Origin of the sequence: Cupriavidus sp. SW-Y-13 (assembly GCF_009793345.1) — a bacterium.
Taxonomy (GTDB): domain Bacteria; phylum Pseudomonadota; class Gammaproteobacteria; order Burkholderiales; family Burkholderiaceae; genus Cupriavidus.
The window spans coordinates 303,912-329,440 of record NZ_WHLX01000001.1 but is presented as its reverse complement, the minus strand read 5'-3'; the positions used below and the strand labels follow the sequence as shown (position 1 = coordinate 329,440).

Sequence of the window (25,529 nt, the reverse complement as noted above, 5' to 3'; positions counted from 1 at the left end):
AAAGGTTATTGCACCGCTTCACACTCGGGCGCGGCGCCATCCTGCGCCACGCGCCTGACCCGCCACCCCGTTTCCGGAGGCGGCCGGCCGTGGACCGGCGCGCTTATTGCGCGCCCGGCTCCATCTGGGACTGCAGGTAGTTCTGCAGTCCAACTTTGTCGATCAGGTCCAGTTGCGTTTCCAGGTATTCGATATGTTCCTCGGTGTCCGTGAGGATATCGACCAGGAGTTCGCGGCTGACGTAGTCACCGACCGACTCGCAATACGCAATACCTTCCTTGACCGTGCCGTGCGCAGTCTGCTCGAGCTTCAGATCGCACTTGAGGATCTCGGGCGTGTCTTCGCCGATCATCACCTTGTGCAGGTCCTGCAGGTTCGGCAGGCCGTCGAGCATCAGGATGCGGTCGATCAGGCGGTCGGCGTGCTTCATTTCGCCGATCGATTCCTTGTACTCGACATCACCGAGCTTCTTCAGGCCCCAGTGGCGATAGATACGTGCGTGGAGGAAATACTGGTTGATCGCGGTCAGCTCGTTCTTGAGCTGGGCGTTCAGATGCTGGATGACCTTCTTGTCACCTTTCATGGGGGCTCCTGTTGGATTGCAGACAACAATGAACCCGGCTTCCACGAAGGCCAGCACGACAAAACACGCAAGCAACAAAGCGCGCCGCGGATATCCTCCGTGGGCGCGCCTCTCAATTCACGCTTTGTTCTGTGAACAGTCTCGCTGTGCTAAGTGAGCTAACTCAGCCAAAAAAGGCTTCAGGCAACCAGCGCCGTGCGCTGATCGTTCGCAACTGCCGGGTCACGAGCCTCGATTATGGCATGTGACGAAGCAGTCGAACAAACGGAAATTTCCACGACCTTGATGGCCGAGAGGCTGGAGACCTTCATATCCTGTACGGCGGCCACGCCTTCGCACAGCACTTGCTTCGCGCAATCGCGGCAACGGCCACAGCAGGTTCCTACGCCAAGCGTTTCGGCAAGCTCGTCCATCGTGGTCACGCCAAGATGCACAGCGCCGTGAATCTCACGGTCGGTAACCTGGTTGCAAATGCAAACGTACACAAAAGCCTCCTGCGGAGCAGCGTCGGCACCGGCATGCCGAACGCGATGAGAGGCAGAATAACAGAGAACCAAAATGATAACAATTCCCATTAAACGAATGAGAACTGCCGTGCACGCGACGCATTGTCTGGACAATTTCAAGGATCGATTGCCGCACTTTCACTGATGAAAAGTGGCGCAATCGGTAAAACGCCAACGTAAAAAAACCCTTCACAAGGAAGGGTTGGTTGGCTCGGCCGCCTTCACGCTGCCAGCTGCTTCAGGGCGCTGGCCAGTTCGTCGGGTTCGTAGCAGTTCAGGATCTGATCCACGACCTTGCACAGGCGCTCGCAGTCGGCGTGGATGATCTCTTGCTTCACGCGGAGCAATTGCGCCGGGTGCATCGAGAACTCGCGCAGACCCATGCCCAGCAGCAGTCGCGTCATGACAGGGTCTCCTGCCATTTCGCCGCAGACCGCCACAGGCACGCCGGCGTGGTTGGCTTCGCGGATGGTGCGGGCGATCAGTTGCAGCACGGCCGGATGCAGCGGGTCATAGAGATGCGCCACGGCGTTGTCGGCGCGATCAATGGCCAGCGTGTACTGGATCAGGTCGTTTGTGCCGATCGACAGGAAATCCATGCGCTTGAGGAACAGCGGCAGCATCAGCACGGCGGCCGGAATCTCGATCATGGCGCCGATCTTGATGCCAGGGTCGTACGGCAGGCCGCGCTGGTCCAACTGGCGCTTGGCCTGCGCAATCAGGTCCAGGGTCTGATCGATCTCACTGGCATGGGCCAGCATCGGAATCAGCAGGCGAACCGGTCCGAAGGCCGACGCCCGCAGCAGCGCGCGCAACTGCGTCAGGAACATCCCGGGCTCCGACAGCGACCAGCGGATGGCGCGCAGTCCCAGAGCCGGGTTCAGTGCCGTCTCGAAATCATCGCTCAGTCCGTCCAGCGGCTTGTCGGCGCCCACGTCGATGGTGCGGATCGTCACCGGCAAGCCGTGCATCGCCTCCACGGCGTTGCGATAGGCCAGGAACTGCTCTTCCTCGTCCGGCATCTCGCTGCGCCGGTTCATGAACAGGAATTCGGAACGGAACAGACCCACGCCCACGGCACCGGCGGACAGCGCTGCGCCGGCGTCCTCCGCCAGTTCGATATTGGCCAGCAGTTCGATTTCCAGCCCGTCCAGCGTCACCGCCGGCATATGGCGCAGGCGCTGCAGCCGCTTCTTCTCCAGCGCGCGTTCGCTCTGGCGGTGGCGGTATTCCTCAAGGATGATGGCCGACGGATCCACGATCACCAGGCCGGCATCGCCGTCGATGATCACCCAGTCGTCCTGCCGGATCAGCTCGCTGGCGCTCTTGACGCCGACAGCGGCCGGGATATCCAGGCTCCGCGCGACGATGGCCGTGTGCGAGGTGCGCCCGCCCAGGTCGGTCACGAAGCCGTGGAACATCGTGTGCTTGAACTGGAGCATGTCGGCGGGGCCGATATCGTGGGCCACGACGATCACGCCCGGTGCCGCCTCGCCATCGGGCGCCAGCGCCGGTACAGGCGCCGGGGCCAGCACAGGCGCGCCGGCCAGCACCTTCAGAATCCGCTCCACCACCTGCTGGATGTCGGCCTTGCGCTCGCGCAGGTATTCGTCCTCGATTTCGTCGAACTGGCGCATCAGCTCTTCGAGCCGCGTGGTCAGCGCCCACTCCGCGTTGTAGCGGCGAGTCAGGATCAACTGTTCGGGTTCGCGCGACAGGGCCTCGTCGTCGAGGATCATCGCGTGGACATCCAGGAACGCGCCCATCTCCTCGGGCGCATCGCGCGGCAGGTCGCGCTTCAACGTGACAAGCTCGGCGCGCACGGCGGCACGCGCCGCGCGCAATCGCTCTACTTCCGCATCGAGCCGATCCTCATCGACCAGGTAATGCGAAACATCGAGCGCCGCGGGCGCCAGGATGTGGGCGCGCCCGATGGCGACCCCACGCGAAACCGGAATGCCGTGCAAGGCAAAGGGCATGACCCGCTCCGTCAGGAACGTTTAAGAAATTTTTATTGTGGCGACACTCACTCGCCCTCGCCGAACCGGTTGGCGATCAGCGCCAGCAGCGCATCCATCGCTTCCTGCTCGTCGGGGCCATCGGTCTCGATAGAAACCGTCGAGCCGATGCCGGCGGCCAGCATCATGACGCCCATGATGCTCTTGGCGTCAACCTGGCGACCGTTTCGCGACATTTTGACCTGGCTTGTAAACTTTCCGGCGAGCTGTGTCAGCTTGGCGGACGCACGGGCATGCAGCCCGAGCTTATTGATGATGGTTGTGTCCCTCTGCAGCATATTTGTCGGGATGATTTGCGGTTTGGTTCTGGACTGAGGTGGTACCCACCTGCAGCACCCCCTGGGCGCCACCGGCGAGGGCCTTGGTGGCCAGCTGGTCGAGTTTTTCGGTGCGATAGCAGATCGCGCGCACGAGCATCGGCAGATTCACGCCTGCCAATACCTTGACCCGGCCTGACTCGGCCAGCTTGGCGGCGATGTTGGCGGGCGTGGCACCGAAGATGTCGGTCAACACCAGCGCGCCGTTTTCTTCGCAGACGGCTTCCAGGCCGCGGCGCGCCTCGGCCAGCACGGCTGCCGGGTCGGCGTCGGCGGCCACGTCGATGGCTGCGAGCCGGGGTGGCTGGCCGCAGTACACGTGGGCAGCACAATCGCGCAGCGCCGAGGCTAGCGGCGCATGCGCGATGATCAGAATTCCGGCCATGATGTGAATCCGTTGGACTGCTGCGAATTGTAGCAGGCAGCCTTACGGCCCCTTCCCGTCTTTATGGCTGAGATCCCCACTGTGGCACTTCCGCATCGGATTGCCAAATTTCGTGGATAACTCAGCGCCGCTCGGCTGCCACCGCGGCTTCCAGCGCATCCACGAACATCCCCGCCACATTGAAACCGGTCTGCTGCGCGATTTCCTGGAAACACGTTGGACTCGTCACATTGACTTCGGTGAGGTAGTCGCCGATCACATCCAGTCCCACCAGCAGCAAGCCCTGCTTCCACAGGCCCGGCGCCAGGGTTTCGGCAATCTCCAGGTCACGCGCGCTCAGTTCCTGCGCACGGCCCAGGCCGCCTGCGGCCAGGTTGCCCCGGATCTCGCTGCCCTGCGGAATACGAGCCAGCGAATACGGCACCGGCTTGCCGCCGATCAGCAGGATGCGCTTGTCGCCCGCCTTGATCTCGGGGATGTAGCGCTGGATCATCAGCGTCCGCGCCCCGTTGTCGCCCAGCGTCTCGACGATGGCACCCAGGTTCAGCGCGTCCGGGCCCACCCGGAAGATGCCCATGCCGCCCATCCCATCGAGCGGTTTGACGATGATGTCCTGATGCTCGGCGTGGAAGGCGCGAATCCGGTCGGCATCGCGCGTGACCAGCGTCGGCGTGATGAACTGCGGAAACTGGCCGATCGCCAGCTTCTCGGAATGGTCGCGGATCGCCTGCGGCTTGTTGAACACGCGCGCGCCCTGCTTCTCGGCCAGTTCCAGCAGCCAGGTGCTGGTCACGTATTCCATGTCGAACGGCGGGTCCTTGCGCATCAGCACGGCGTCGAACGTGGCCAGGGGCGTCAGGGCGGCATCGCCCAGGCGGAACCAGTCGTGCGCGTCGTCGGTCAGGTCCAGCGGACGCGTCACGGCCTCGACTACGCCTGCCGACAGCGAGAGTTGCGACTGCAGGCAGAACGCCAGTTCGTGGCCGCGCGCCGCGGCCTCCTTCATCATGGCGTAGGTCGAATCCTTGTAAGTCTTGAAGGATTCCAGCGGATCGGTAATGAAGAGGATGCGCATGATGGGGTGTCGCGTTCGCGTCAGGAAATGAACGTCCGGCTCAGCCGAGCCGGACCGGGGGCGGACAGGGAGGCGGGCGGCCCGCGGAGACCGCGCCGCGCATCAAAGGATCGGATTCGGGTCGGTCTTCTCGAGTTCCACCGAAGCGGCCAGCAATGCCAGCCGCGCCACCACGCCGTACATATAGAAACGGTTCGGCACGGCCGCGCCCGGCTTGGCGTGGCTGTCCGGAATGCCGTTCGGCGCAAACGCCAGCGGCACGAAATGCATGCCCGGCGCATTCAGGTTCTCGTCGTTGCCCCGGCCCGTGTGCACGCGATAGAAGCCACCCACCACGTAACGGTCGATCATGTAGACCACGGGTTCCGCCACGGCCTCGTTGACCTTCTCGAACGTGTGAACGCCTTCCTGGATGATGACGTCGGAGACTTCCAGCCCCTCCTTCACCACGCTCATCTTGTTGCGTTCCTTGCGGTTCAGGCCCTTGATCTCGGACGGATCGCGCACGGTCATGATGCCCATGCCGTAGGTGCCCGCATCGGCCTTGACCACCACGTAGGGGGTCTCCTTGATGCCGTATTCGCGGTACTTCTTGGCAATCTTCTTGAGCACGCCTTCCACGGAATCGGCCAGTTCTTCCTCGCCGATGCGCTCATGGAAGTTCACGCCAGTGGCGCGGGCAAAGTAAGGGTTCACCATCCACGGATCGACGTCGATCAGCTTGGCGAACTTCTTGGCCACCTCGTCATAGGCTGCGAAGTGGCTGCTCTTGCGGCGCGTGGACCAGCCCGCATGCAGCGGCGGCAGCAGGTATTGCTCGTTGATATTCTCCAGGATCGGCGGGATGCCGGCCGAGAGGTCGTTATTCAGCAGGATCGAGCAGGGATCGAAGTCCTTGAGCCCCAGGCGGCGGCCCTTCGAACCCAGGCGCGCCAACGGCTCCACGACCAGTGTCTGGCCGTCGGGCAGTTCGATCGGGGTGGGCTCGGTGATTTCCTCGGACAGCGAACCCAGGCGCACGTTGAGGCCGGCCTGGCGCATGATCAGCGACAGTCGCGCCACGTTCTGCAGGTAGAACATGTTGCGAGTGTGGCGTTCGGGGATCAGCAGCAGGTTCTTGGCATCCGGGCAGATCTTCTCGATCGCGGCCATGGCGGCCTGCACGGCCAGCGGCAGCATTTCGGGCGCCAGGTTGTTGAAACCGCCCGGGAACAGGTTCGTGTCCACCGGGGCCAGCTTGAAGCCGGCATTGCGCAGATCGACGGAACAATAGAACGGCGGGGTATGTTCCTGCCATTCCAGCCTGAACCAGCGCTCGATGGACGGTGTGGCGTCCAGGATCTTCTTTTCCAGCTCGAGCAGTGGACCGTTCAGCGCGGTGATGAGGTGCGGGACCATATCCATCCTAAATTTTCAGCTTTATTGTCCGCCCCGATTGTAAGGGAACGGCCAAGGGGCTGCTGGCCCACAACAAATAACCTTATGCGGAGCCAGCTTGAGGGAGGAAGATATTGGGCCGATCCGCCTATTTCAAACCCCGCGGCGGCGGGCGGCTCGCCCGCCAGGGGCAGGGGAAAAAGCGGACAAAAAAAAGCGCGGCTGGCGCCGCGCTTTCAAATGGCCTGACAGATACGGGGAGCGTTCTGCAGGTGGAGGAAACTGCCTCACTGGCACTCTATGCCCGCGCTCACCTAAAGACAATTGAGACTTTTTAAGATCCGATTTAAGCACTCTGCGAATACTGCATCCACGCCCATTCAGCCGCTGATTCGCGTGCCGCCAGCGCCAGCCAGTGCGGCGCCCATGTTGGAAATGTCGGTCACGATCCCCTCCCCCTGCGGGTTGGCGCGCACATAGTCGAGCACTGCCTCGATCTTCGGCCCCATCGATCCCTTGCCGAAATGCCCCTCCTGCATGTACCGCTCGGCCTCCGCCACAGTCAGGTGATCCAGCCAGCGCTGTTCGGGCTTGCCGAAATTGATCGCCACCTTGGGCACCGCCGTGACGATCAGCAGGCGCTGCGCCCCCAACTGGCGTGCCAGCAGCGCGGACGCCAGGTCCTTGTCGATCACCGCCTCGCGATTGCATAGCGTGCCGTCCTCGGCCATCGTGACCGGAATCCCGCCGCCGCCGCAGGCGATGACGATGTGGTTCTGCGCCAGCAACGTCTGGATCGTGTCCGTTTCCACCACGGTTTTGGGCTGTGGCGACGCCACGCACCGGCGCCAGCCGCGACCGGCTTCCTCCATGATGCTCCAGCCATTGGCCTGTGCCCGCTGGCGCGCCGTGGCCTCGTCCATGACCGATCCGATTGGCTTGGTCGGGTTCAGGAAGGCCGGGTCATGTTCATCGACCACCACCTGGGTCACCACCGTCACCACGCGCGTGGAAACCCCCCGGCGGTGCAAGGTGTTGTAGAGGCTGCGCTGGAACATGTCGCCGATCGCGCCCTGCGTATCGGCGGTGGCATAGTCCATGGGCACCGGGGGCACCTCCCCCATCGCCAGTTCCGACCGGCGCAGGATGTAGCCCACCTGCGGCCCGTTGCCATGCGTCAGCACGATGCGCCAGCCCTGCTCCGCCACATCGACGATATGGCTGGCCGCGTCGGCCGCCGCGCGCGCCTGGTCGTGCAGGCTCGTGCCGCCGCCCTCGGGGGCCAGTGCATTGCCGCCGACCGCAATCACCGCGATGGGCGCGTCCTTGTCCGCAACGTTATGCATGCTCGACTCCTTACTGGGGGGCCGGCAGCGTGGCTGCCAGAGCCTCGATTGCCTGGCTGAAGCACGCCAGTGGCGCATGCGTGATCCCCGCGCCGATCTGGCCGACCCCTGCATCCTTGTGTGCGATACCCGTATTGATGACGGGCTGGATGCCGGTATCGAGCACGCGCCGGGCATCGATGCCCGCCGGCGTGCCGGTGAAATCAAGCGCCGGCAGCGTGAACGCGCCGTTCTGTCCCAGCGTGATATGGAGCATGCGGCGCGTGTTGGCCACCGCATCGCGCGGCGTGCCGCCAATGAACTGCACGATGGCCGGGGACGCCGCCATGGCGAAGCCGCCTACCCCAGCCGTCTCCGTGATGGCACTGTCGCCCAGATCCCGTGCGGCATCTTCCGTGCCGAAGCCGGGAAAGAACAACCCGTCGATGATCGCGGCAGGTGCCACGAACCATTGATCAAGTCCGGACAGCCGGATACCGAAGTCGACGCCATTGCGCGCCATGACGGTCACCATCGACGCATGCGGTACGCCGTGCGCGGCGTCGAGCATGACCTTGCAGGCTGCCATCGACAGGTTCAGGAAGAAATGGTCGTTGCTGGCGATGAACGCCAGTGACTCGGACACCGCCCGCGCATCGAGCCGGGTGGATGCGAGCGCCGCCACGGTCAGCTTGCGGAACAGCAGCGCGCTGGCCGCCGCATTGCGGTTGTGGACTTCATCGCCCATATGCAGCGCCTGCGCCATCAACGGCTTCAGTTCGATGCCGCCAATCTCCTCGACCAGCGTGGCGAGTGTCGGCCCCAGCGTCTGCGCCATCCAGCGCAGCCGCTGGACCACTTCCTCGCTGTTGGCGCCGAATCGCAGCACCTTGCCCAGGCCCTCGTTCAGGTTGCAGTAGGCCACGTTCTCCCCGGCCGCATTCCGCACGATCCAGACCGGCATCGACGGGCTGATGATGCCGGCCATCGGCCCGACCGCACCATGGTGATGGCACGGCGACAACTCGACCGCGCCCGCTTCCACCAGCTTGCGCGCATCCTCCAGCGACGGCGCCCAACCTTCGAACAGGATCGCGCCTAGCACCGCGCCCTGCTGCGGTCCGCACATGCGCGCCCATTCGATCGGCGGGCCGGAATGCAGGATGCGCTTTTCCGTCATGCCGGGGAGCACCTGCGCGGCAGTCGACACGCCGCTCAGCACAGGCTGCGCGGCAAGGTAGCGGGAATAGGCGATCCGGTTGGCTTCCTCGACGCGGGGATGGGCCAGCAGTTGCGCCAGGGCCCAGCCAGCGGTCACATCGCCTTCGGCAGGCGGCTGCCATTGCAGTGTCTGTACTTCGCCGCCGCATTGGCGCAGGTTGTCGGCAAAGGCTGCCAGGCCGACGTTGATGACCACGGGTTTCTGCTTGATCAACGGTGTCATGCCTGGGCTCCCTTGTCCGTAGCCTTGGAAGCCTTGCCAGCCTCCAGTACTGCGCGGCACAGCCGGATCGCCTGCGCATTGCTCTCTGCCAATTCCACACCGGCGCCCACCAGCGTGGCGCGCTGTGCGTCCAGTTGTTGCGGATCGTTGCGCGTGCCACAGACGTGGCCGATGAAGAGCACTTCATGGCCCGCGGCGGCGGCTGCTTCGCGCGCCGCCTGGATCGACGGCACGATGTCTCCCGCCGGGTCTTCATGCGCGCCATAACCCAGCACAAAATCGAGCAGGATGATGCCAATGCCGGGGACCGCCGCCTCGGTCACGATCCGTTCGTTGCGCAATCCGGGATCGATCATCGGGTGTGGCCGACCGCGCGTGAAATCGTCGTCACCAAGATCGAGAATCGTGTTGCCGACGCTGTTCCACAGGTCTTCGACGCGCGCGACCTTGCCGGTAGGCGTGTTCGATCGAAGGTCTGGCAGAACGTCCTGCAGCATCAGCAACGCTTCATAGCAGAACGTACCGCCGCAGTAGAGGCCGCGCAGCATCGTCTGCTCCGGCTTCAACCGCGCGGCCAGTGCGGCAGCGCGTTCCTGCAATGCTTCTGCGCCATCATCCTGCCGCGATGGCTTCCCGGTAGATAGCTCGGTGGCTCGTTGCGCGGCTTCCTCCAGCGTGTTGGCCGGCACCACGCCGGCCGCGCGCAGCGTATCCGGATTGGCACCGAGGAAGCACACCACCACCGGCTTGCCAGTCTCGCGCGCGGCGGCCAGCACCTTGTCGGCCACCGTTGCGGCTGGCGGTTTGGAAATCAGCACGATGACGCGTGTCGCAGGGTCTTCCGCGAGTTGCTGCAACGCAGTCAGCATGGTGATGCCGCCCACTGCTTCGGACAGGTCATGTCCGCCCGTGCCGATGGCATGCGTGATACCGCAACCGTACTGATCGATCAGGCAGGTCACCTGTTGCAGTCCCGTGCCCGATGCGGCAATGACGCCGATATCGCCCCGCGCCACCACGTTGGCAAAGGCCAGCGGCAAGCCGTCGATGATGGCGGTACCACAGTCAGGTCCCATGACGAGCAGGTTGCGGGACTGTGCGTAGCGCTTCAGCGCGATCTCGGACGCCACGCTGACGTTGTCCGAAAACAGCATGACATTCATGCCGAGTCGCAGCGCCTTCATGGCTTCCGCAGCGGCGTAGTCGCCCGGCGTAGAGATCAGCACGAGATTCGCGTGTCCGTCGCTGGCGTCGTGCGCCATCTGCACGCTGCGCAGCGGCTCGCGTTGCGTGTCCTCGGACGAACCAGATGCGGCTTTCTCGTCGAGCAGTGCGGCGGCCTGTTCCAACGCGCCTTCCAATGCAGCGGCATCGCCGCGCAGCACGAGCAGGATGTCGTTCGGGCGTGGCTCGGGCACCGCATCGAGCAAGCCCGCGCCGGCCATCTGTTCGAGATTGGCGCGAGTCGCCATTTGCGCCGATGCCGTCGCCACGCCCGGCAACTTGCCGAGCCGCGCGGACAACTGCATCAACGCCACGGAATCGCGATACAGATTCGGGAAATACTGGCAGGTCGTGGTGCTCATGCCGGCCTCCCCTCCAGCGCGGCCACGACGGCGGCGGATGACGCTACCCAGCCAAAGATGCCTCCTTGTGCCTTGATCATCTCAAGGCCCATGCGTTGGAACTCCGGAAAATACGATCCGGTGGCATCGGACACTACAAGGCATTCGAAGCCCCGGTCATTGGCTTCGCGCACCGTCGTGTTGACGCACACCTCGGTGGTCACGCCGCACACGATCAGCGTCTTGATGCCGCGATTGCGCAACCGAGCTTCGAAATCGGTCGCGTAGAAGGCGCCCTTGCCCGGCTTGTCGATCACCGGCTCGCCCGCGATGGGATACAGCTCGGGAATGATGTCGTGTCCAGCCTGCCCGCGGACCAGGATACGGCCCATCGGGCCGACATCGCCGATGCCTGTCTGCAATTGTCCGCGCGCCAGCTTGGTCGGCGGACAGTCGCCCAGGTCAGGGCTGTGGCCTTCCCGCGTGTGCACCACCAGCATTCCCCGCGCGCGGGCAGCTTCCAGCAACGCCTTGCACGGGGCAATCGCGCCACGCAGCAGCGACACGTCGTTGCCAAGCATCTCACCGAATCCGCCGGGTTCCAGGAAATCCCGCTGCATGTCGATGATGACCAGCGCGGTCGTCGCCGGCGTGAAGGACAACGCGTACGGCTCCGCTTCGATCGTCTTCGTCCGCGATGCCATGTAGGCGCGCCAGTCGCCGAAGCCCGAGATATCGGTGTGCGCCGCCGTGATTTCCTTCTGGGGGTAGAGGATGCCGTCCACCACGCGGCCATCCTCAAGCTCCACCGGGCCGCAATACAAGTGCGGCGGCTCTCCCGCCTCCACACGCGCCCAGGTTTCATCGCTCATGCAATACATCTCGCCGGCCACCGCCACGCCGCCTTGCTCCACCCGGTACATGCCAGGATGGATGTCGTGGATCGAGTGAATGCGGTACACCGGCTTGGTGCGGAACTCACCCAGGAATTCGGCACCGGCAAGGTTGCCGTGCAGCGCCAGGCCGCGCATGAGAGTACCGTTCACGAATAGCGTTTTCGCCATGATGGATCTGCTCCTGTTCAAACGTGTGAGGGTTCTTCCTCGTCATCATTGGATGGTGCCCAGCTGATGCGCTCGCCGTTTCGCTGCTGCTGCCAGGCCAGCCCCACGAAGATCAGCGTTGCCACGCCGTAACCGAACGACACACTGGGCGATGCGTTGATCGCCAGTTGCGAACCGTGGATGAAGCCGAAGAATGAGAGAACGGTGGCGGCGCTGGCATAGACCGCCGCCCAGTTGAAGCGCTTGTCGATCACGAACACCGCAATGGCGCCGATCATCAGCCCGGCCAGCACGGCGCCACCGCCGGTCAGTTCCATACCGTGGTAGAGCACGCCAGATTTCGCCATGCTGGCCATGATCGCATCGGGAATCGCCTCGGTTTTGATACCCGCTGCTTCAAGCGCTCCGTTTACTTGCGTCTTCGCCCATTCGGCAATGTTCGGCACGAGCGCCAGCACGATGGCCGGGGCATGGCGCTTGGGCGATGCCTGGAATGCCTGCGCGCCGATCACGAGTCCGATGAACAGCAGGATGGGCACGATCGACACCAGCGGAATCACAGACAGCAGCAATGCGGTCAACCCGAGGAAACAGAGCAGCCCGACACCGATGCCGGTGGCAAGCGAGTAGCCGATGCGGCCGCCCATCGCTTTCCAGCCCGGATGCCCGATATAGACCGCTGGAGGGAAGGGGGAGCCGAGGAAGGCGCCCACGATGGCGCCCAGGCCATCGGCCGTCAGGATGGCGCGCAGGTTGTAGTTGTCACCACCGACGCTGGCCGATTCGACGTTGTTGATGCCTTCTGTGAAGTTGTAGATGCCGAGCGGAATCGCCGTGACCAGCAACGGCCAAATCTGCTTGAGCGGTATCGACAGGACATCGCCGCTGACCACCGGCAGATACAGAGAGAAGTGCTGCATGGCCTCGCCGACGGCTGTGGGCTGCATCATGTCGCTCCAGCCCAGTGCCGTGGCAATCCACGCCATCGCCGAGCCCACCACCACGACAGCCAGCCCACCCGGTATGTTGAATGGCAGCCGGACGTTGCCGATCCATGCGAGCAGGATGATCATGAAGCAGACCAGCCCGATCCACGCACCGTCGAACATCTGGTACGCCGGGCGCATCGAGATGAACGCGATCGAGATACCGGCCAGTGTGCCGAGCATGGCGGCGCGCGGCGTGTACTTGCGGATGGTGGGGCCCACGAAGGCGCCGAGCAGCACGATGATGCCGACGATCAGTGCCCACACGAGGCCGAGCTTCCAGGCCAGGATCGGATCCTTCGTCGACAGGTACGTCGGGAGCATGACCACGAACACCACGATGAACATGTGCGGCACGCTGGGCCCATAAGGCATGGCGGTGACGTTGTTGCGCCCTTCCTTCTTTGCGAGTTGCCACGCCAGGTAGGCATAGAACAGGTTGCCGAGCGGCAACGCGATGCCGAGCGCCGGAAGGATGCGTCCATAGACCGTATCGTTCGGCATCTGCACCACGTACAACGCGAGGCTCGACAACACCAGCACGTTCAGCAGCACGTTTGTGAACAGGCCGAAAAAGGCGTTGAGGTCCCCTGCCACCCACAATCGCGGATGCATCTCGGTAGACGGCGACGACTGCGCTTCCGAAGAAGTCTGGCTCACGATAGCACTCCTTTCACATCAGAATTTGTCGATCCGGAAAAGACGTTGTTATCGCGCCGGATACTGGGCGGGACGGCCTGGTGTCCCGATTGGGACGCCTTAGGAAATCTAGTTCAGAAATGGCGAAACGGTGGCGCGCATCGCGTTTGCAAATTCTGAGTCCGCCAGGCATCAAACCCCTCTCTGCCCCGACGCATCCGTGGCTGCGTCAGCGTCAAAACCAATCCGGCGATAGTAAAGACCGGCAACTGCCATCGCGCTGCCCGAAATCAAAGGCGGGAACGACTCCCATGCCAACGACAGGGGATCGTTCCAGTAACGTGGCAATGCACCCAGCCTTGCGACGCTTCGGGAAAAATGGGCATAAAAAAACCCCGGCGCAAGGCCGGGGTCAAACTCCTGAGAGAAGATTCCCAATCAGCTCTCCAGCACAACTCTGTTGTCGGGCATCAGCCTTCGTAGGCGGTCTCGCCGTGCGAGGTGATGTCCAGGCCTTCGCGCTCTTCCTCCTCCGGCACGCGCAGGCCAATCAGCATGTCCACCAGCTTGAAGGCCACCAGGGCCACCACGCCGGACCACACGATCGTGGTCAGTACGCCTTCGAACTGGATCCACAGTTGACCGGCGATCGAGTAGTCGTCGGCAACCTTGTTCGCCACATAGTCGTAGATGCCCACGCCGCCCAGGCTCGGGGCTGCGAACACGCCGGTCAGCAACGCGCCGACGATACCGCCCACGCCGTGCACGCCGAACACGTCCAGCGAGTCATCCACGCCAAGCATGCGCTTCAGGCCACTCACGCCCCACAGGCACACCAGGCCGGCCACCAGGCCCATCACGATCGAACCCATCGGACCGACGAAACCGGCTGCCGGGGTGATGGCCACCAGGCCAGCCACCGCACCCGAGGCACCGCCCAGCATCGACGGCTTGCCCTTGCCGATCCACTCACCGAACGTCCACGACAGCACTGCTGCGCAAGTTGCTAGCAGCGTGTTGACGAAGGCCAGTGCAGCGCCGCCGTTGGCTTCCAGGCCCGAACCGGCGTTAAAGCCAAACCAGCCGAACCACAGCAGCGACGCACCCACCATCGTGAAGGTCAGGCTGTGCGGACGGATCGCTTCGCGGCCGAAGCCGATACGCTTGCCCATCATGAACGCACCGACCAGACCCGCCACAGCGGCGTTGATGTGCACCACGGTGCCGCCTGCGTAGTCGAGCGCGCCCTTCTGGAACAGCCAGCCGGACTTGGCCGTGGCAGCCGTAGCGGCAGCGGCGTCGGTGTACGCATCCGGACCCGGCCAGAACCAGACCATGTGGGCCATGGGGATGTAGGCGAACGTGAACCACAGCACCACGAAGACCAGCACGGCCGAGAACTTGGCGCGCTCGGCGAAGGCGCCGATGATCAGGCCGCAGGTGATGCAGGCAAAGGCGCACTGGAAGGCGAAGAAGCCCAGTTCCGGAATCACCACGCCCTTGCTGAACGTGGCCGTCACCGCATCGGGCGTCAGGCCCTTCATGAACAGCCGATCCACGCCGCCGAAGAATGCGTTGCCCTCGGTGAACGCGAAGCTGTAGCCGTAGATGGCCCACAGCAGCGCCACGACCGAGAAGATCACCAGGCACTGCATCAGCACCGACAGCATGTTCTTCGAGCGGACCAGGCCGCCGTAGAACAGCGCCAGGCCCGGCAGCGTCATCAGGATCACGAAGGCCGTGGCCACCAGCAGCCAGGCGGTGTCACCCTTGTTGGGAACCGGTGCGGGGGCAGCGGCCGGTGCGGCTTCGGCTGCCGGCGCTGCGGCGGGCGCGGCAGGGGCTGCTGCGGCAGCGGCCGGAGCGGCGGCTGCCGCAGCAGGTGCCGAGGCTTCGGCGGCGGGCTTGTCCTGTGCCACCGCGTGGGTGGACAGGCCAAGGCCGGCTGTGCCGAGTGCCAGCGTCACCGCGCCGGCCGTCAGGAATCGCTTGATCCAGGTTTTCATTTCCGTTGCCTCTGTCTCTTGTCTCTCTGGTGTCACAGCGCGTCGCCGCCGGTCTCGCCGGTACGAATGCGGATGACCTGTTCGATCGGCGCGATGAAGATCTTGCCGTCGCCGATCTTGCCGGTGCGGGCGGCTTTCTCCACGGCTTCGATGGCACGCTCCACCACCTCGTCGGGCACTGCCACCTCGATCTTCACCTTGGGCAGGAAGTCGACGATGTATTCCGCGCCGCGATACAGCTCGGTGTGGCCTTTCTGCCGGCCAAAGCCCTTGACCTCGGTCACGGTGATGCCGGACACGCCTACGTCCGAGAGCGCTTCGCGCACCTCGTCGAGCTTGAACGGCTTGATGACTGCAATGATGAGTTTCATCGGGTTTCTCCTCGGGGCGGCCCGGTCAGGCGGGCCGCCATGCCTCAGGGGTGTGGTTTAGAAAGTCTTGGTGATCGATGCCCAGGCGGCGGCCTTGCCGAGATAGCGACCACGGTTGGCGCTCGTGTAGAACGACTCGCGGGCGTTGGTATCCACATAGGCCACGGCCAGCGAGAAGCCCTTGCCCAGATCCTTGGTCAGGCCCACCTTCCAGTCCGTGTACGAGGCATCGCTGTTGCCGTCCACACGCTGGTAGCCCACGTGGGCATTGAAGGTCAGGTCCCAGAAGTTCAGCGGCACGTTGGCGGTCAGGTCCACGTAGTAGCTGTTCTTGCTGTCCGGAATGCCGAAGAGGTTCGTGACCGAGTGCGAGTACTTCAGGAACACGGGGCCATAGCCAATGCCGGCGTAGAGTTCGGTCGTGTACGGACGGGTGGTCGTGTAGCCGCCCGGGTAGAAGTACTGGAGCACGCCCAGGTCGTAGTTGAACTCGAGTTCGGAGACCTTGAACGTGTTCTTGAAACCGCCGTAGAAGTCCATCTCGACCGGTGCGGACACCGAACCGTCCGAATCCTCGAGCCAGCTGATGCTCGAGTTCCAGTTGCCGAGGTAGAAGCCACTTTCGTGCGCGTAGTCGAACCCGCCCTGGATGGCCGGACGCAGGTTGGTCTGGCTGATACCGCGATAGCGGTAGTCGGACACCAGCGACACGTTGGCCGTGAACGTGTGGGGCGATGCCGGCTCGGCGGCGGGTGCGGCGGGCGTAGCGGCGTCCGGGGCGGTCTGCGCGAACGCGACCGGAGCGGCCAGGCTGAACAGTACCGCAGCGGCGCTGGCTGCAAGGCTCGACGTCTTCATCGGGTTTCCTCCATTTCCTAAAGTCTTAGCGGGCTCGTTTTGAGGGATCTGCTGCTTTATTGCTTTTAGGGTGACGCTCCTGGCCACCATTACTGCAACTGCCATGCCAGCCATGCCGGGCGGGGTCGCCCTGCTTAAGAAACGTCCGAAACAATGTGTCGAAGATATGCAAGAGGCACATATGACGCGCCAGCAACGGGCTACGAAATGTCCTGGATCTGGCAAAAAATCGGGGGCAAGCCTTGCTGGAGCTTTCATGGCGGGCGCTGAAGCGCCATAATCCGCGTCATGAAGGGTCAAGTGCTGCGCGCTTGGCGTCCGGACGTGGAGAACGCATGCCCGGGATCGCCCAAGCAAGCGCGCGCCCCAAGGCGGTGCATCGGAAGGCGAAAAGCGAGGGCGTGATGCCCGGGTTGGCTTCCCCATTTCGGTGCGAACGTGGCCGATGCGCCATGGCATGCACGCCTCGGGGCCACGCGGCACGGGCCTTATCCGAATCGGGTCACCTAAGGAGCGTTACCATGAAACCGACCGATCTGTTCAACGACCTGCAGAGCAAGGTCAGCGAAGCGCTGCGCAACTCGCCGGCCAAGGACATCGAGAAAAATGTCCGCAGCATGATGACCCAGGGCTTTGCGCGGCTGGACCTCGTCACGCGCGAGGAATTCGACGTCCAGTCGCAGGTGCTGGCCCGTACGCGCGCGCGACTGGAAGAACTGGAGGCACGGGTCGCGGCGCTGGAGGCCCGCGCTGGCGCCGGCACGCCGCCGACACCGGGGGTATGAGCCCGAGCGCTCTCCTCTCCCTGCTTCGCCAGAAAGGCCACCGGATTCCGGTGGCCTTTTTCTTTAACACTTCCGAAAAGGTATTCGCCACGGTATGAGTCTCGCCGTCCTCCGCAGCCGCGCGCTGACCGGCATCGAAGCGCCACCGGTATCCGTCGAAATCCACCTCGCCAACGGGTTGCCCGCGTTCAACATCGTCGGGCTGGCCGACACCGAGGTACGCGAAAGCCGGGAGCGCGTACGCGCCGCCCTGCTCAACAGCGATTTCGAATTCCCCAATCGCCGCATCACAGTCAATCTGGCGCCCGCCGACCTGCCCAAGGAATCGGGCCGATTCGATCTCGCCATCGCCATGGGCATCCTGGCCGCCAGTGGCCAGTTGCCGGTCGATGCCCTCGACCGCTTCGAATTCGCGGGCGAGTTGTCACTGGCCGGCGACCTTCGCCCGGTGCGTGGCGCGCTGGCCATGGCGATGGGACTGGCGCGCGACAACCAGGCGCGCGCGGCCAACGACCTGCCGCCGCGCGATTTCCTCGTGGCCGCCGAGAATGGCGCGGAGGCAGCGCTGGTAGAGGGCCTGGCGGTGTACGCGGGCAAGACGCTGCGCGCGGTGTGCCATCACGCCGGGCTGCTGCCGGAATGCCGGCTGCCCCGCGCGCGGCCCCCCTTGCGCAGCGAGGTACCGGCCGATGTCCCCGACCTGCGAGACGTGCGCGGACAGATACAGGCCCGGCGGGCCATGGAGGTTGCGGCGGCGGGTCAGCATTCGGTGCTGCTGGTCGGCCCGCCGGGCACGGGCAAGTCGATGCTGGCGCAGCGCTTTCCCGGGCTGCTACCGCCGATGACCGAGGCCGAAGCGCTCGAAGCCGCCGCCGTGCTGAGTCTGACCCCGGGCGGCTTTCATCCTGCGCGATGGGGCCAGCGGCCGTTTCGCAGCCCGCACCACACCGCCAGCGGACCGGCGATGGTCGGCGGCGGCGGCAATCCTCGTCCCGGCGAAATCTCGCTGGCACATCTCGGCGTGCTATTCCTCGACGAGCTTCCTGAATTCGAGCGCCGCGTGCTGGAGGTCCTGCGCGAACCGCTGGAGACCGGCCACATCACGATCTCGCGCGCCGCCGCGCAGACAGACTTCCCCGCCCGGTTCCAGTTCGTGGCCGCGATGAACCCGTGCCCGTGCGGCTACCTTGGTCATCCCACCCGAATGTGTCGCTGCACGCCAGATCAGATCCAGCGCTACCAGTCGCGCATCTCGGGCCCGCTGCTCGACCGCGTGGACCTGCAGATCGAAGTCCCCGCACAGAATCAGCGCGACATGCTCGACGGCCCACCCGGCGAACCGAGCGAAACGGTGCGTGCCCGCGCCGTCATCGCACGCGACCGCCAACTGGCCCGCCAGGGCATGCCGAACAGCGACCTGTCGGGCCGTGCCATCGACACGCACTGTCCGCTGAACACCGAAGCGCAATCGCTGCTGCGCGGCGCGATGGAAAAACTGGGCTGGTCTGCCCGCGCGTACTTCCGCGTCCTGAAAGTAGCCCGCACGATCGCGGACCTGGACGGCGCGGAAGTTCTCAATGCGAAGCATGTGGCCGAGGCGATCCAGTATCGAAGGGTGTTGCGAACGGGTTAGCGCCAACGAAAAAGCCCGCCAACATTCGGCGGGCCTTCTCGCTTCAGACCGGCGGCTCCAGCGGCGGCGGCGGCGGTTCCTCGATCGGATCCTGGTCGGGTGGGAAGCCGGGTGGCGGCGGATCGCCGGGGCCGGGTTCGCGGTGCGCATGGTAGCGGCCCATCGGAATGGTCTGGGCGCGGGCGATGAGCATCGGGGTCTCCATGGTGAACGGGGTCACTCCCATTGAAGCAAACCCGGACGCGATGTGCCACCCCGGGCAAGGTGGCCGCTCAGGCGTGATGGCGGCGGACGAAGAACAGTGCGGCGCCCACGGCCATCAGCACGCTGCCGAAGAAGCGGTTCTGCCAGCGCACGGCGCGCGCGTTGCGGAACAGGCCCTGCATCCGCGACGCCAGCAGCGCGTAGCCATGCATCACGATCAGATCGACAAAGCACATCGTGGCGGCCAGGATCGCGAGTTGCGGCCCCAGCGCGTGGGCCGGGTCGATGAACTGCGGCAGCACTGCCACCATGAAGATGATGCCCTTGGGGTTGGTCACGTTCGTCAGCAGGCCCGTGGCAAAGCGGCGACGACGGCTCATCACGGCCACGCGCACCGCGCCCGGCGCTGCCTCGGCATCGGTCTCCACCTTCGAGCGCCACTGCTGCACGCCCAGATAGATCAAGTACATCGCGCCAATCGTCTTCACGACGAGGAATGCATCTTCCGATGCCAGCAGCAGCGCGCCGAGTCCGCCCCCGGCAATCAGCAGGATGATGACCAGCCCGGTCTGCAGACCGAGGATCGTGGTCGACGTCTTGCGCAGTCCGTAGGACAGACCATGGCTCATCGACAGTACGGCACCGGAACCCGGCGACACAGCGATCACCCAGCACGCCGCAAAATAGGCCAACCAAACTTCCCAACGCATACTGCACTCCCTGATGGATACGACGACGAAACGAATCTAGAACGGATGAAAGCCCGTGAGGAACTGTTCGACCTGCTCGGCCTGGCGCGTATCGCGCGCGGCATCGCCGGCTTCGAGCACCACGGCCTGATAAGCGTGTATTCCGGTTGCCACGAGCCGCGCGGTCAGCCGGCGCGGCGACTGGTCCTGCGGCGAGACGCCGGCCACTGAAACCTCGATGCCCTCCAGCGCCACTGGCGGTTGCGTAGCCGACATGACGGTCACCTGCCTCGCGCGCGCTGGCGTATCGGGATGCGCGCCGAGGTTGGCTACCAGTCCCGCCTGCATGGCATCGATGGCCTCGCGCCGCAATGCCGGATCGTCAACCGGCAGCGTCACCACGCCAACGGCAAACAGTGTGCCGCCGATATTCGCGGCTTCCATCGTCATGGGCAGCTTGCGCCCCGCGATGGAGACATCACGTGCGGCGTTGGTCGGCTTGGCGGGATACATCGCGGCGTACTTGCCATCGTTGGACACAATCGTGCGCCAGTCGTAACGCGGCGAGCAGCCCGCCAGCACAAGCCAGAGCAGGGTGAACAACAGCAGGAAGGACTTCCGGGGGCGGATGTGTGCGGGTGCGGGCATTGGGGGGCGGCGCATTCTGGCGCAAGCCGCTATTATCCGGGAAGCCGCGCGGCCACGCATCCCCTGCCTGTCGCCGGCGTCGCATTTTGTGAGGCCCCCTATGCCAGTTCGCCCCCTGCTCCCCGCCGTCCGGTCCATGCTTGGCACTATGCTGCTGGCTGGTGGTATCGGCGTGGCTAGCGCTGCGGCCCATCTGCCGCCCGTCACCGATATCGCGGCCCAATCGGCCGCCGCAGCCAGGGACGGAGAACCTCTCGTCGTGCTGGTCACGCTGCCGGGCTGCTCCTATTGCGAGACTGTGCGCCGCAACTACCTCGGCCCCCAGCTTGCCGCCGGGGAAATCGCCGCGCGGGAAATCGACATGACAGCCGATACGCCGATTCGCGATGTCGACGGCACGATGACCACGGCCAAGCGTTGGGCGCAGGCCCGCAATATTTCGATGGCCCCGACTGTATTGTTCCTCGACCGCCAGGGCCGCAATCTGGCCAATCCGCTGCGCGGCATGCAGGCCGATTTCTACGGCGCATACCTGGAGCAAGCGCTCGACGAGGCACGCGCGCGCGTATCGGCGCGGTCCGCAGCGCGATGAGGTCGCCTGATGCCGATTCAGGCCAGTTGAGGCGCCGCAGCCCCCACATCCGCGCGCGGCAGTAGAATAGCCGCAGTCCGCCGCGTGCTGATTTCCAAAAGGCTGTATCCATGTCCGCCACTACACCCGCAACTTCCCGCAAGCGCTGGCCCATCGCCGCCGCCGTCATCGTCATCGCACTGCTCGGCTTCTTCGGCTATCGCGCCATGACGCCCACCAGCAGCGTGCCCGACGCCACGTTCACGCTGCTGTCCGGTCAGAAGGTCAGCACCGGAGACCTCAAGGGCAAGGTGTACCTGGTCAATTTCTGGGCCACGAGCTGCGTCACCTGCGTCAAGGAAATGCCGCAGATGATCGATACCTACAAGCAGTTCAAGGACAAGGGACTCGACTTCGTGGCCGTCGCCATGAACTATGACCCACCCATGTACGTAGCGAACTACGCCAAGACGCGGGAGCTGCCGTTCAAGGTGGCAATGGATTCCGATGGCACCAACGCCAAGGCATTCGGCGACGTGCAACTGACACCTACCACCTTTGTCGTGGACAAGAACGGCAAGATCCTCAAGCGCTATGTCGGCGAGCCGGAGTGGGATGCGCTGCACAAGCTGCTGGAGGGGGCGCTGGGGGCGGCGTAGTTCTTCAGATGTTCAATATTCTGGACAGAATCGCTTGTTTTGCATGGAATACTGGACGGCCTCACCAAGTTAAAGGTGCCCATGTGGCACCTTTTTTGTTCTGTGCTTCGACCGCATTTGGTACAACTTGTCTGAATTTGTACCGCTGGCCCTCTCCCCCGGCCCCTCTCCCGCAAGCGGGAGAGGGGAGCAAACCGGCGTGTGAGACAGGACTAACGCCACTAGCTATGCGCTCCCCTCGCCCACTTTTGTGGGAGAGGGGTGGGGGTGAGGGCATGGCGTCCAAATTGCGACGTGTGGTGATTGCACCGCTTACCCTCTCCCCGGCCCCTCTCCCGCAGGCGGGAGAGGGGAGCAGACTGCCGTTTGCGATCACGAGCCTTGCCATCCCAAGCTGTATGGATATACAGTGGGCGCCAGATTTTTTTATTCCTGCCCTCATCCCCCGTGCTGCCGGATCTTGCCCCCGACGCCGATGTTGCCGATCCGGCATCTGACGCCCCCGCCTATCTCGCCCGATTGAATCCGGAGCAGCGTGCTGCCGTGGAGTACGACGGTGATGCGCCGTTGCTGATCATTGCTGGCGCCGGATCGGGCAAGACCAATACGCTGGCGCATCGCGTGGCGCATCTGGTGGTGGGCGGTGCCGATCCGCGTCGCATCCTGCTGCTGACGTTCTCGCGGCGGGCCGCCGCCGAGATGGGGCGACGGGTCGAACGGATTGTCGATCAGGCGCTGGGCACACAGACGGGTGCGGGGCGCGCCGCGTTGCAGTGGTCGGGCACGTTCCACGCCATCGGCGCACGGCTGTTGCGCGAATATGCCGAGACACTCGGGCTGGCCCCAACGTTCACGATCAGCGACCGCGGCGATGCGGCCGATCTGATGCATGTGGTGCGGCACGACCTCGGTATGTCCGAGCAGACGTCGCGCTTTCCGCGCAAGGAAACTTGCCTCGCGATCTACTCGCGCGTGGTCAACACGCAGTTGCCGCTCGAAGTGGTGCTGAAAACGCAGTTTCCGCGCTATGCAATGTGGGCCGATGCGCTGAAGACGCTCTTCGCCGGCTACGTGGAGGCCAAGCAGAAGCAGCAGGTGCTCGACTACGACGATCTGCTGCTCTATTGGGCGCAGGCTTTGACTGAGCCCAGCATCGCGCAAGACATGGGCGCGCGTTTCGATCACGTGCTCGTCGACGAGTACCAGGACACCAACGCGCTGCAGGCGTCGATCCTGCTGGCACTCAAGCCGCAGGGGCGTGGCTTGACCGTCGTCGGCGACGACGCGCAATCGATCTACGCATTCCGTGGCGCCACCGTGCGGAACATCCTCGACTTCCCCGCGCAGTTCACGCCCGCCGCGCAGCAGGTCACGCTGTCGCAAAACTATCGATCCACGCAGCCGATCCTGCACGCCGCGAATGCGGTGATTGGTCTCGCTGCCGAACGCTTCACCAAGGACCTCTGGTCGCTGCGCGAATCGGCGGAGAAGCCCGGCGTGGTGGTGGTCAATGACGAGGCCGATCAGGCGCGCTTCGTCGTGGAACAGGTGCTGGCACGGCGCGAGTCGGGGCTCGCACTGATGCAGCAGGCCGTGCTGTTCCGCGCGGCCGATCACAGTGCGCAAGTCGAGATCGAACTCGCACGTCGCAACATTCCGTTCGTGAAATTCGGCGGGCTGAAGTTTCTGGAATCGACGCACGTCAAGGATGTGATGGCTGTGGTGCGCTGGCTCGAAAATCCGCGCGATCGCATGGCCGGCTTCCGCACGCTGCAGTTGCTGCCCGGCGTCGGGCCGAAGACCGCTGCGCGCGTGCTCGAAGGACTGGAGGCCGCCACCGAGCCGCTGCTCGCACTCGAAGCGTTCGAAGCACCGCCCGCCGCCGCGCCTGCATGGGATGACCTGCTCTCGCTGGCGCGCACGTTGATGGCGCCCACCTCGCCGTGGCCTTCGGAATTCGAGCAGGTGGTGGCGTGGTATCTGCCGCATCTGGAACGCATGCATGACGATGCGCCCGCGCGGCAGGCCGACCTGCAGCAGATCGAGCGCATCGCAGCCACGTATGGCTCGCGCGAACGTTTTCTGACTGAATTGACGCTCGATCCCCCGAGCGCATCGAGCGACGAATCCGGCGTGCCGTCACGCGACGAGGACTACCTGATCCTCTCGACGATCCACTCGGCCAAAGGGCAGGAGTGGAAGGCGGTCTACGTGCTCAACGCCGTGGACGGCTGCATGCCATCGGACCTCGCCACGGGCACCACCGAGGAAATCGAGGAAGAGCGCCGCCTGCTCTACGTGGCGATGACCCGCGCTCGCGATCACCTCGACGTCATCGTGCCGCAGCGCTTCTACGTGCATAACCAGGTGGGCTTTGGTGACCGCCACGTCTATGCATCGCGCACGCGCTTCCTGCCCAACCGCGTGATGCCGAATTTCTACAGCCGCTCGTGGCCGCCCCCACCCATGCCCGGCGACGCACCGCCCAAGCCCGCACTGCCGCAGGTGGATCTGGCGGGACGGATGCGGAATATGTGGAAGTAGGCGGCGTCGCAGAGTTACCTTGACTTGGCTGGTGGCGGATTGTCTTGTCTGTAGGTGCGCTTGGGATGGATGACCAGACGTTTGACCTGTGCGTCCAGTTCCGCGCTGTGATAGAGATCCATGCACTTCAGCAAGTCGAAGCGGACGCCCTTGATTTCAGCGTCAACGAGCGGGTTGTGATAATCGCGCGCCAGGTAACGATCCACCAGTGACTTGATTTCGTCTGGAGCTTTCTCCAGATCGTAAGCAGTCCAGTCTCGCAATGCGCTGACGCTGCTTCCCGCGTCAATGGCGGCATCCTTGTCGTGCCTGTAAGCGTTCGCGATGCAGGTCGCCAGCACCATGTCCTTGTAGTTCTGCGCGTATGTACGAGTTCCCGATTGTGGAGACGCGCGTCGTTCGTCCTTGGCATAGACCACCGACGCGCAGGAAACGAAAGCTGAAGCGGTCAGGATACCGACCCAAAACTTCTTCATGGAAGACTCCAGAAGTTCGCACGGTCAGTGCGATATCTTGCCTCTGGCTCGTTGAAGTAACAGTTGTCGTAGCAGACATTACCGTTGAACAGCGTTGCGTGGCCTTGTGCATCCGACCAACCTGAAACTTCGAAAAGAATCAGCCCCTTCTTACCGGCAAGCGAACCTCCGTCAGACGGTGGATACTCAACAACCTCCGGCTGCCCCCATTTCTGCCGAAGAAAGGCAATGAGGTTCCTGACACGGAAAAAATACTGACGTCTATCCGCTCCCGATACGGTCTGTCCGGGAATGCTCGGAATAGTCAATCCCGAATGACTCAGGATATAGCTCATCCGTACCGCACAGGTATTAGTCCAGCGCTGTCGAGGATCAGGGTTGTTAATGTTCTTCTCAACATACCCTCCAATGATTTTTGCTACCTTGACGCTTGAGTTTGCGGGAGCATAAATTCGCTGCGAAGCGGCCCACGCAGCAGTGAAACCAGGTCGGGTCATCTTCCATCCTTGATCTCGGGATTCGGCGATGATTTTCCGAATCCCGTTCAACAGTCGGTCGAATATCGGTATAGCGGCCGAACATCGACGGCGCGTTGTCACTAGTCAAAGATCACCAGAATCAACCCAGATGGGGGTGCCGTGCCGCCGTCGGCAGTCAACACCGTGCCTTCACCGATCAACGTGATGGCCACGTGCGAGAGCGGTGCAAGGTCGCCACTGGCGTCAAGCGACCTCACTTGCGGAACAGCCGGTGTGATACCTATGTCCAGATACTTCAGCAGTTGCCCGCAGGCCACGGGCG

Annotated in this window: 26 protein-coding genes and 1 pseudogene; 5 read left to right on the top strand and 22 right to left on the bottom strand. The window is 63.9% G+C overall.

Translation table 11 applies throughout. The features are described 5' to 3' along the window. Positions 1-103: 103 nt before the first annotated feature. The 16 genes from bfr to GA566_RS01450 all read right to left on the bottom strand — a co-directional run bounded on the left by bfr (position 104) and on the right by GA566_RS01450 (position 16,519). Positions 104-583 (bottom strand): bacterioferritin, encoded by a 480-nt coding sequence (gene bfr, locus GA566_RS01525; RefSeq protein WP_137925955.1) that lies wholly within the window; start codon positions 581-583, stop codon positions 104-106. Positions 584-762: 179 nt separating this feature from the next. Continuing rightward, positions 763-1,005 carry a bacterioferritin-associated ferredoxin gene (locus GA566_RS33645; RefSeq protein ID WP_370459255.1) on the bottom strand — a complete coding sequence of 81 codons (243 nt, stop codon included), beginning with the start codon at positions 1,003-1,005 and terminating at the stop codon, positions 763-765. Positions 1,006-1,310: 305 nt separating this feature from the next. Continuing rightward, positions 1,311-3,068, bottom strand: coding sequence for a phosphoenolpyruvate--protein phosphotransferase (gene ptsP, locus GA566_RS01515; protein WP_137925954.1), 1,758 nt, complete (start codon positions 3,066-3,068; stop codon positions 1,311-1,313). A 47-nt stretch (positions 3,069-3,115) separates the two neighbouring features. Continuing rightward, on the bottom strand, positions 3,116-3,385 hold the full coding sequence (locus tag GA566_RS01510) for an HPr family phosphocarrier protein (RefSeq protein ID WP_137925953.1): 270 nt from the start codon (positions 3,383-3,385) through the stop codon (positions 3,116-3,118). Then, entirely contained in the window at positions 3,354-3,809 is a 456-nt protein-coding gene (locus tag GA566_RS01505) for a PTS sugar transporter subunit IIA (RefSeq protein WP_137925952.1), read from the bottom strand. The genes GA566_RS01510 and GA566_RS01505 overlap by 32 nt, the downstream gene beginning before the upstream one ends. A gap of 121 nt (positions 3,810-3,930) precedes the next feature. Next, on the bottom strand, positions 3,931-4,884 hold the full coding sequence (gene gshB, locus GA566_RS01500) for a glutathione synthase (protein WP_137925951.1): 954 nt from the start codon (positions 4,882-4,884) through the stop codon (positions 3,931-3,933). A 102-nt stretch (positions 4,885-4,986) separates the two neighbouring features. Beyond that, complete coding sequence (gshA, locus tag GA566_RS01495; RefSeq protein ID WP_137925989.1) at positions 4,987-6,282, bottom strand: glutamate--cysteine ligase; 1,296 nt, start codon at positions 6,280-6,282, stop codon at positions 4,987-4,989. A gap of 359 nt (positions 6,283-6,641) precedes the next feature. Next, positions 6,642-7,607: a carbamate kinase gene (gene arcC / locus GA566_RS01490; RefSeq protein WP_160471322.1), complete on the bottom strand. Its 966-nt coding sequence runs from the start codon at positions 7,605-7,607 to the stop codon at positions 6,642-6,644. Between the two features lie 10 nt (positions 7,608-7,617). Beyond that, positions 7,618-9,030: a DUF1116 domain-containing protein gene (locus GA566_RS01485; RefSeq protein ID WP_137925949.1), complete on the bottom strand. Its 1,413-nt coding sequence runs from the start codon at positions 9,028-9,030 to the stop codon at positions 7,618-7,620. Next, positions 9,027-10,616 carry an acyl-CoA synthetase FdrA gene (gene fdrA, locus GA566_RS01480; RefSeq protein WP_160471321.1) on the bottom strand — a complete coding sequence of 530 codons (1,590 nt, stop codon included), beginning with the start codon at positions 10,614-10,616 and terminating at the stop codon, positions 9,027-9,029. The genes GA566_RS01485 and fdrA overlap by 4 nt, the downstream gene beginning before the upstream one ends. Continuing rightward, the gene (locus tag GA566_RS01475; protein WP_160471319.1) at positions 10,613-11,659 is read right to left on the bottom strand and encodes an isochorismatase family cysteine hydrolase; all 1,047 of its coding nucleotides are present in this window, start codon (positions 11,657-11,659) and stop codon (positions 10,613-10,615) included. The genes fdrA and GA566_RS01475 overlap by 4 nt, the downstream gene beginning before the upstream one ends. Before the next feature lie 17 nt (positions 11,660-11,676). Continuing rightward, positions 11,677-13,305 (bottom strand): hypothetical protein, encoded by a 1,629-nt coding sequence (locus tag GA566_RS01470; protein ID WP_202126643.1) that lies wholly within the window; start codon positions 13,303-13,305, stop codon positions 11,677-11,679. 171 nt (positions 13,306-13,476) lie between these two features. Continuing rightward, positions 13,477-13,722 (bottom strand): hypothetical protein, encoded by a 246-nt coding sequence (locus GA566_RS01465; protein ID WP_160471317.1) that lies wholly within the window; start codon positions 13,720-13,722, stop codon positions 13,477-13,479. A gap of 32 nt (positions 13,723-13,754) precedes the next feature. Continuing rightward, positions 13,755-15,290, bottom strand: a complete 1,536-nt coding sequence (locus tag GA566_RS01460; RefSeq protein WP_160471315.1) for an ammonium transporter — start codon at positions 15,288-15,290, stop codon at positions 13,755-13,757. 32 nt (positions 15,291-15,322) lie between these two features. Further along, entirely contained in the window at positions 15,323-15,661 is a 339-nt protein-coding gene (locus tag GA566_RS01455) for a P-II family nitrogen regulator (protein ID WP_137925945.1), read from the bottom strand. A 57-nt stretch (positions 15,662-15,718) separates the two neighbouring features. After that, positions 15,719-16,519 carry a TorF family putative porin gene (locus GA566_RS01450; protein ID WP_137925944.1) on the bottom strand — a complete coding sequence of 267 codons (801 nt, stop codon included), beginning with the start codon at positions 16,517-16,519 and terminating at the stop codon, positions 15,719-15,721. 521 nt (positions 16,520-17,040) lie between these two features. Between GA566_RS01450 and GA566_RS01445 the strand changes: the two genes are divergently transcribed. Together GA566_RS01445 and GA566_RS01440 are read left to right on the top strand one after the other, a co-directional pair. Beyond that, positions 17,041-17,304: an accessory factor UbiK family protein gene (locus GA566_RS01445; protein WP_137925943.1), complete on the top strand. Its 264-nt coding sequence runs from the start codon at positions 17,041-17,043 to the stop codon at positions 17,302-17,304. A gap of 94 nt (positions 17,305-17,398) precedes the next feature. Then, positions 17,399-18,937 (top strand): YifB family Mg chelatase-like AAA ATPase, encoded by a 1,539-nt coding sequence (locus GA566_RS01440; protein ID WP_160471313.1) that lies wholly within the window; start codon positions 17,399-17,401, stop codon positions 18,935-18,937. 43 nt (positions 18,938-18,980) lie between these two features. On the opposite strand, the gene GA566_RS01435 is transcribed toward GA566_RS01440, so the two are convergent. The 3 genes from GA566_RS01435 to GA566_RS01425 form a co-directional block, all read right to left on the bottom strand. Then, positions 18,981-19,130 carry a hypothetical protein gene (locus GA566_RS01435; protein WP_160471311.1) on the bottom strand — a complete coding sequence of 50 codons (150 nt, stop codon included), beginning with the start codon at positions 19,128-19,130 and terminating at the stop codon, positions 18,981-18,983. A 79-nt stretch (positions 19,131-19,209) separates the two neighbouring features. Next, a complete protein-coding gene (locus GA566_RS01430) occupies positions 19,210-19,851 on the bottom strand; it encodes a LysE family transporter (protein WP_137925941.1) in 642 nt (213 codons plus the stop codon). A 36-nt stretch (positions 19,852-19,887) separates the two neighbouring features. Then, on the bottom strand, positions 19,888-20,478 hold the full coding sequence (locus tag GA566_RS01425; RefSeq protein ID WP_237380013.1) for a hypothetical protein: 591 nt from the start codon (positions 20,476-20,478) through the stop codon (positions 19,888-19,890). 136 nt (positions 20,479-20,614) lie between these two features. Here GA566_RS01425 and GA566_RS01420 point away from each other — a divergent pair, with 136 nt between their 5' ends. The 3 genes from GA566_RS01420 (at position 20,615) to GA566_RS01410 (ending at position 24,252) form a co-directional block, all read left to right on the top strand. Continuing rightward, a complete protein-coding gene (locus tag GA566_RS01420; protein WP_171020432.1) occupies positions 20,615-21,070 on the top strand; it encodes a thioredoxin fold domain-containing protein in 456 nt (151 codons plus the stop codon). Positions 21,071-21,180: 110 nt separating this feature from the next. Then, entirely contained in the window at positions 21,181-21,708 is a 528-nt protein-coding gene (locus GA566_RS01415) for a TlpA disulfide reductase family protein (protein WP_137925939.1), read from the top strand. Positions 21,709-22,155: 447 nt separating this feature from the next. After that, complete coding sequence (locus GA566_RS01410) at positions 22,156-24,252, top strand: ATP-dependent helicase (protein WP_137925938.1); 2,097 nt, start codon at positions 22,156-22,158, stop codon at positions 24,250-24,252. Between the two features lie 14 nt (positions 24,253-24,266). Here GA566_RS01410 and GA566_RS01405 read toward each other — a convergent pair whose 3' ends face one another. The 3 genes and pseudogenes from GA566_RS01405 to GA566_RS01395 all read right to left on the bottom strand — a co-directional run. Further along, the gene (locus GA566_RS01405; RefSeq protein ID WP_160471309.1) at positions 24,267-24,728 is read right to left on the bottom strand and encodes a type VI secretion system amidase immunity protein Tai4; all 462 of its coding nucleotides are present in this window, start codon (positions 24,726-24,728) and stop codon (positions 24,267-24,269) included. After that, a complete protein-coding gene (locus GA566_RS01400; protein ID WP_160471308.1) occupies positions 24,725-25,225 on the bottom strand; it encodes a type VI secretion system amidase effector protein Tae4 in 501 nt (166 codons plus the stop codon). The genes GA566_RS01405 and GA566_RS01400 overlap by 4 nt, the downstream gene beginning before the upstream one ends. 119 nt (positions 25,226-25,344) lie before the next feature. Further along, a pseudogene (locus tag GA566_RS01395) lies at positions 25,345-25,527 on the bottom strand (aromatic amino acid lyase); the annotation flags it as partial. Positions 25,528-25,529 lie beyond the last annotated feature (2 nt).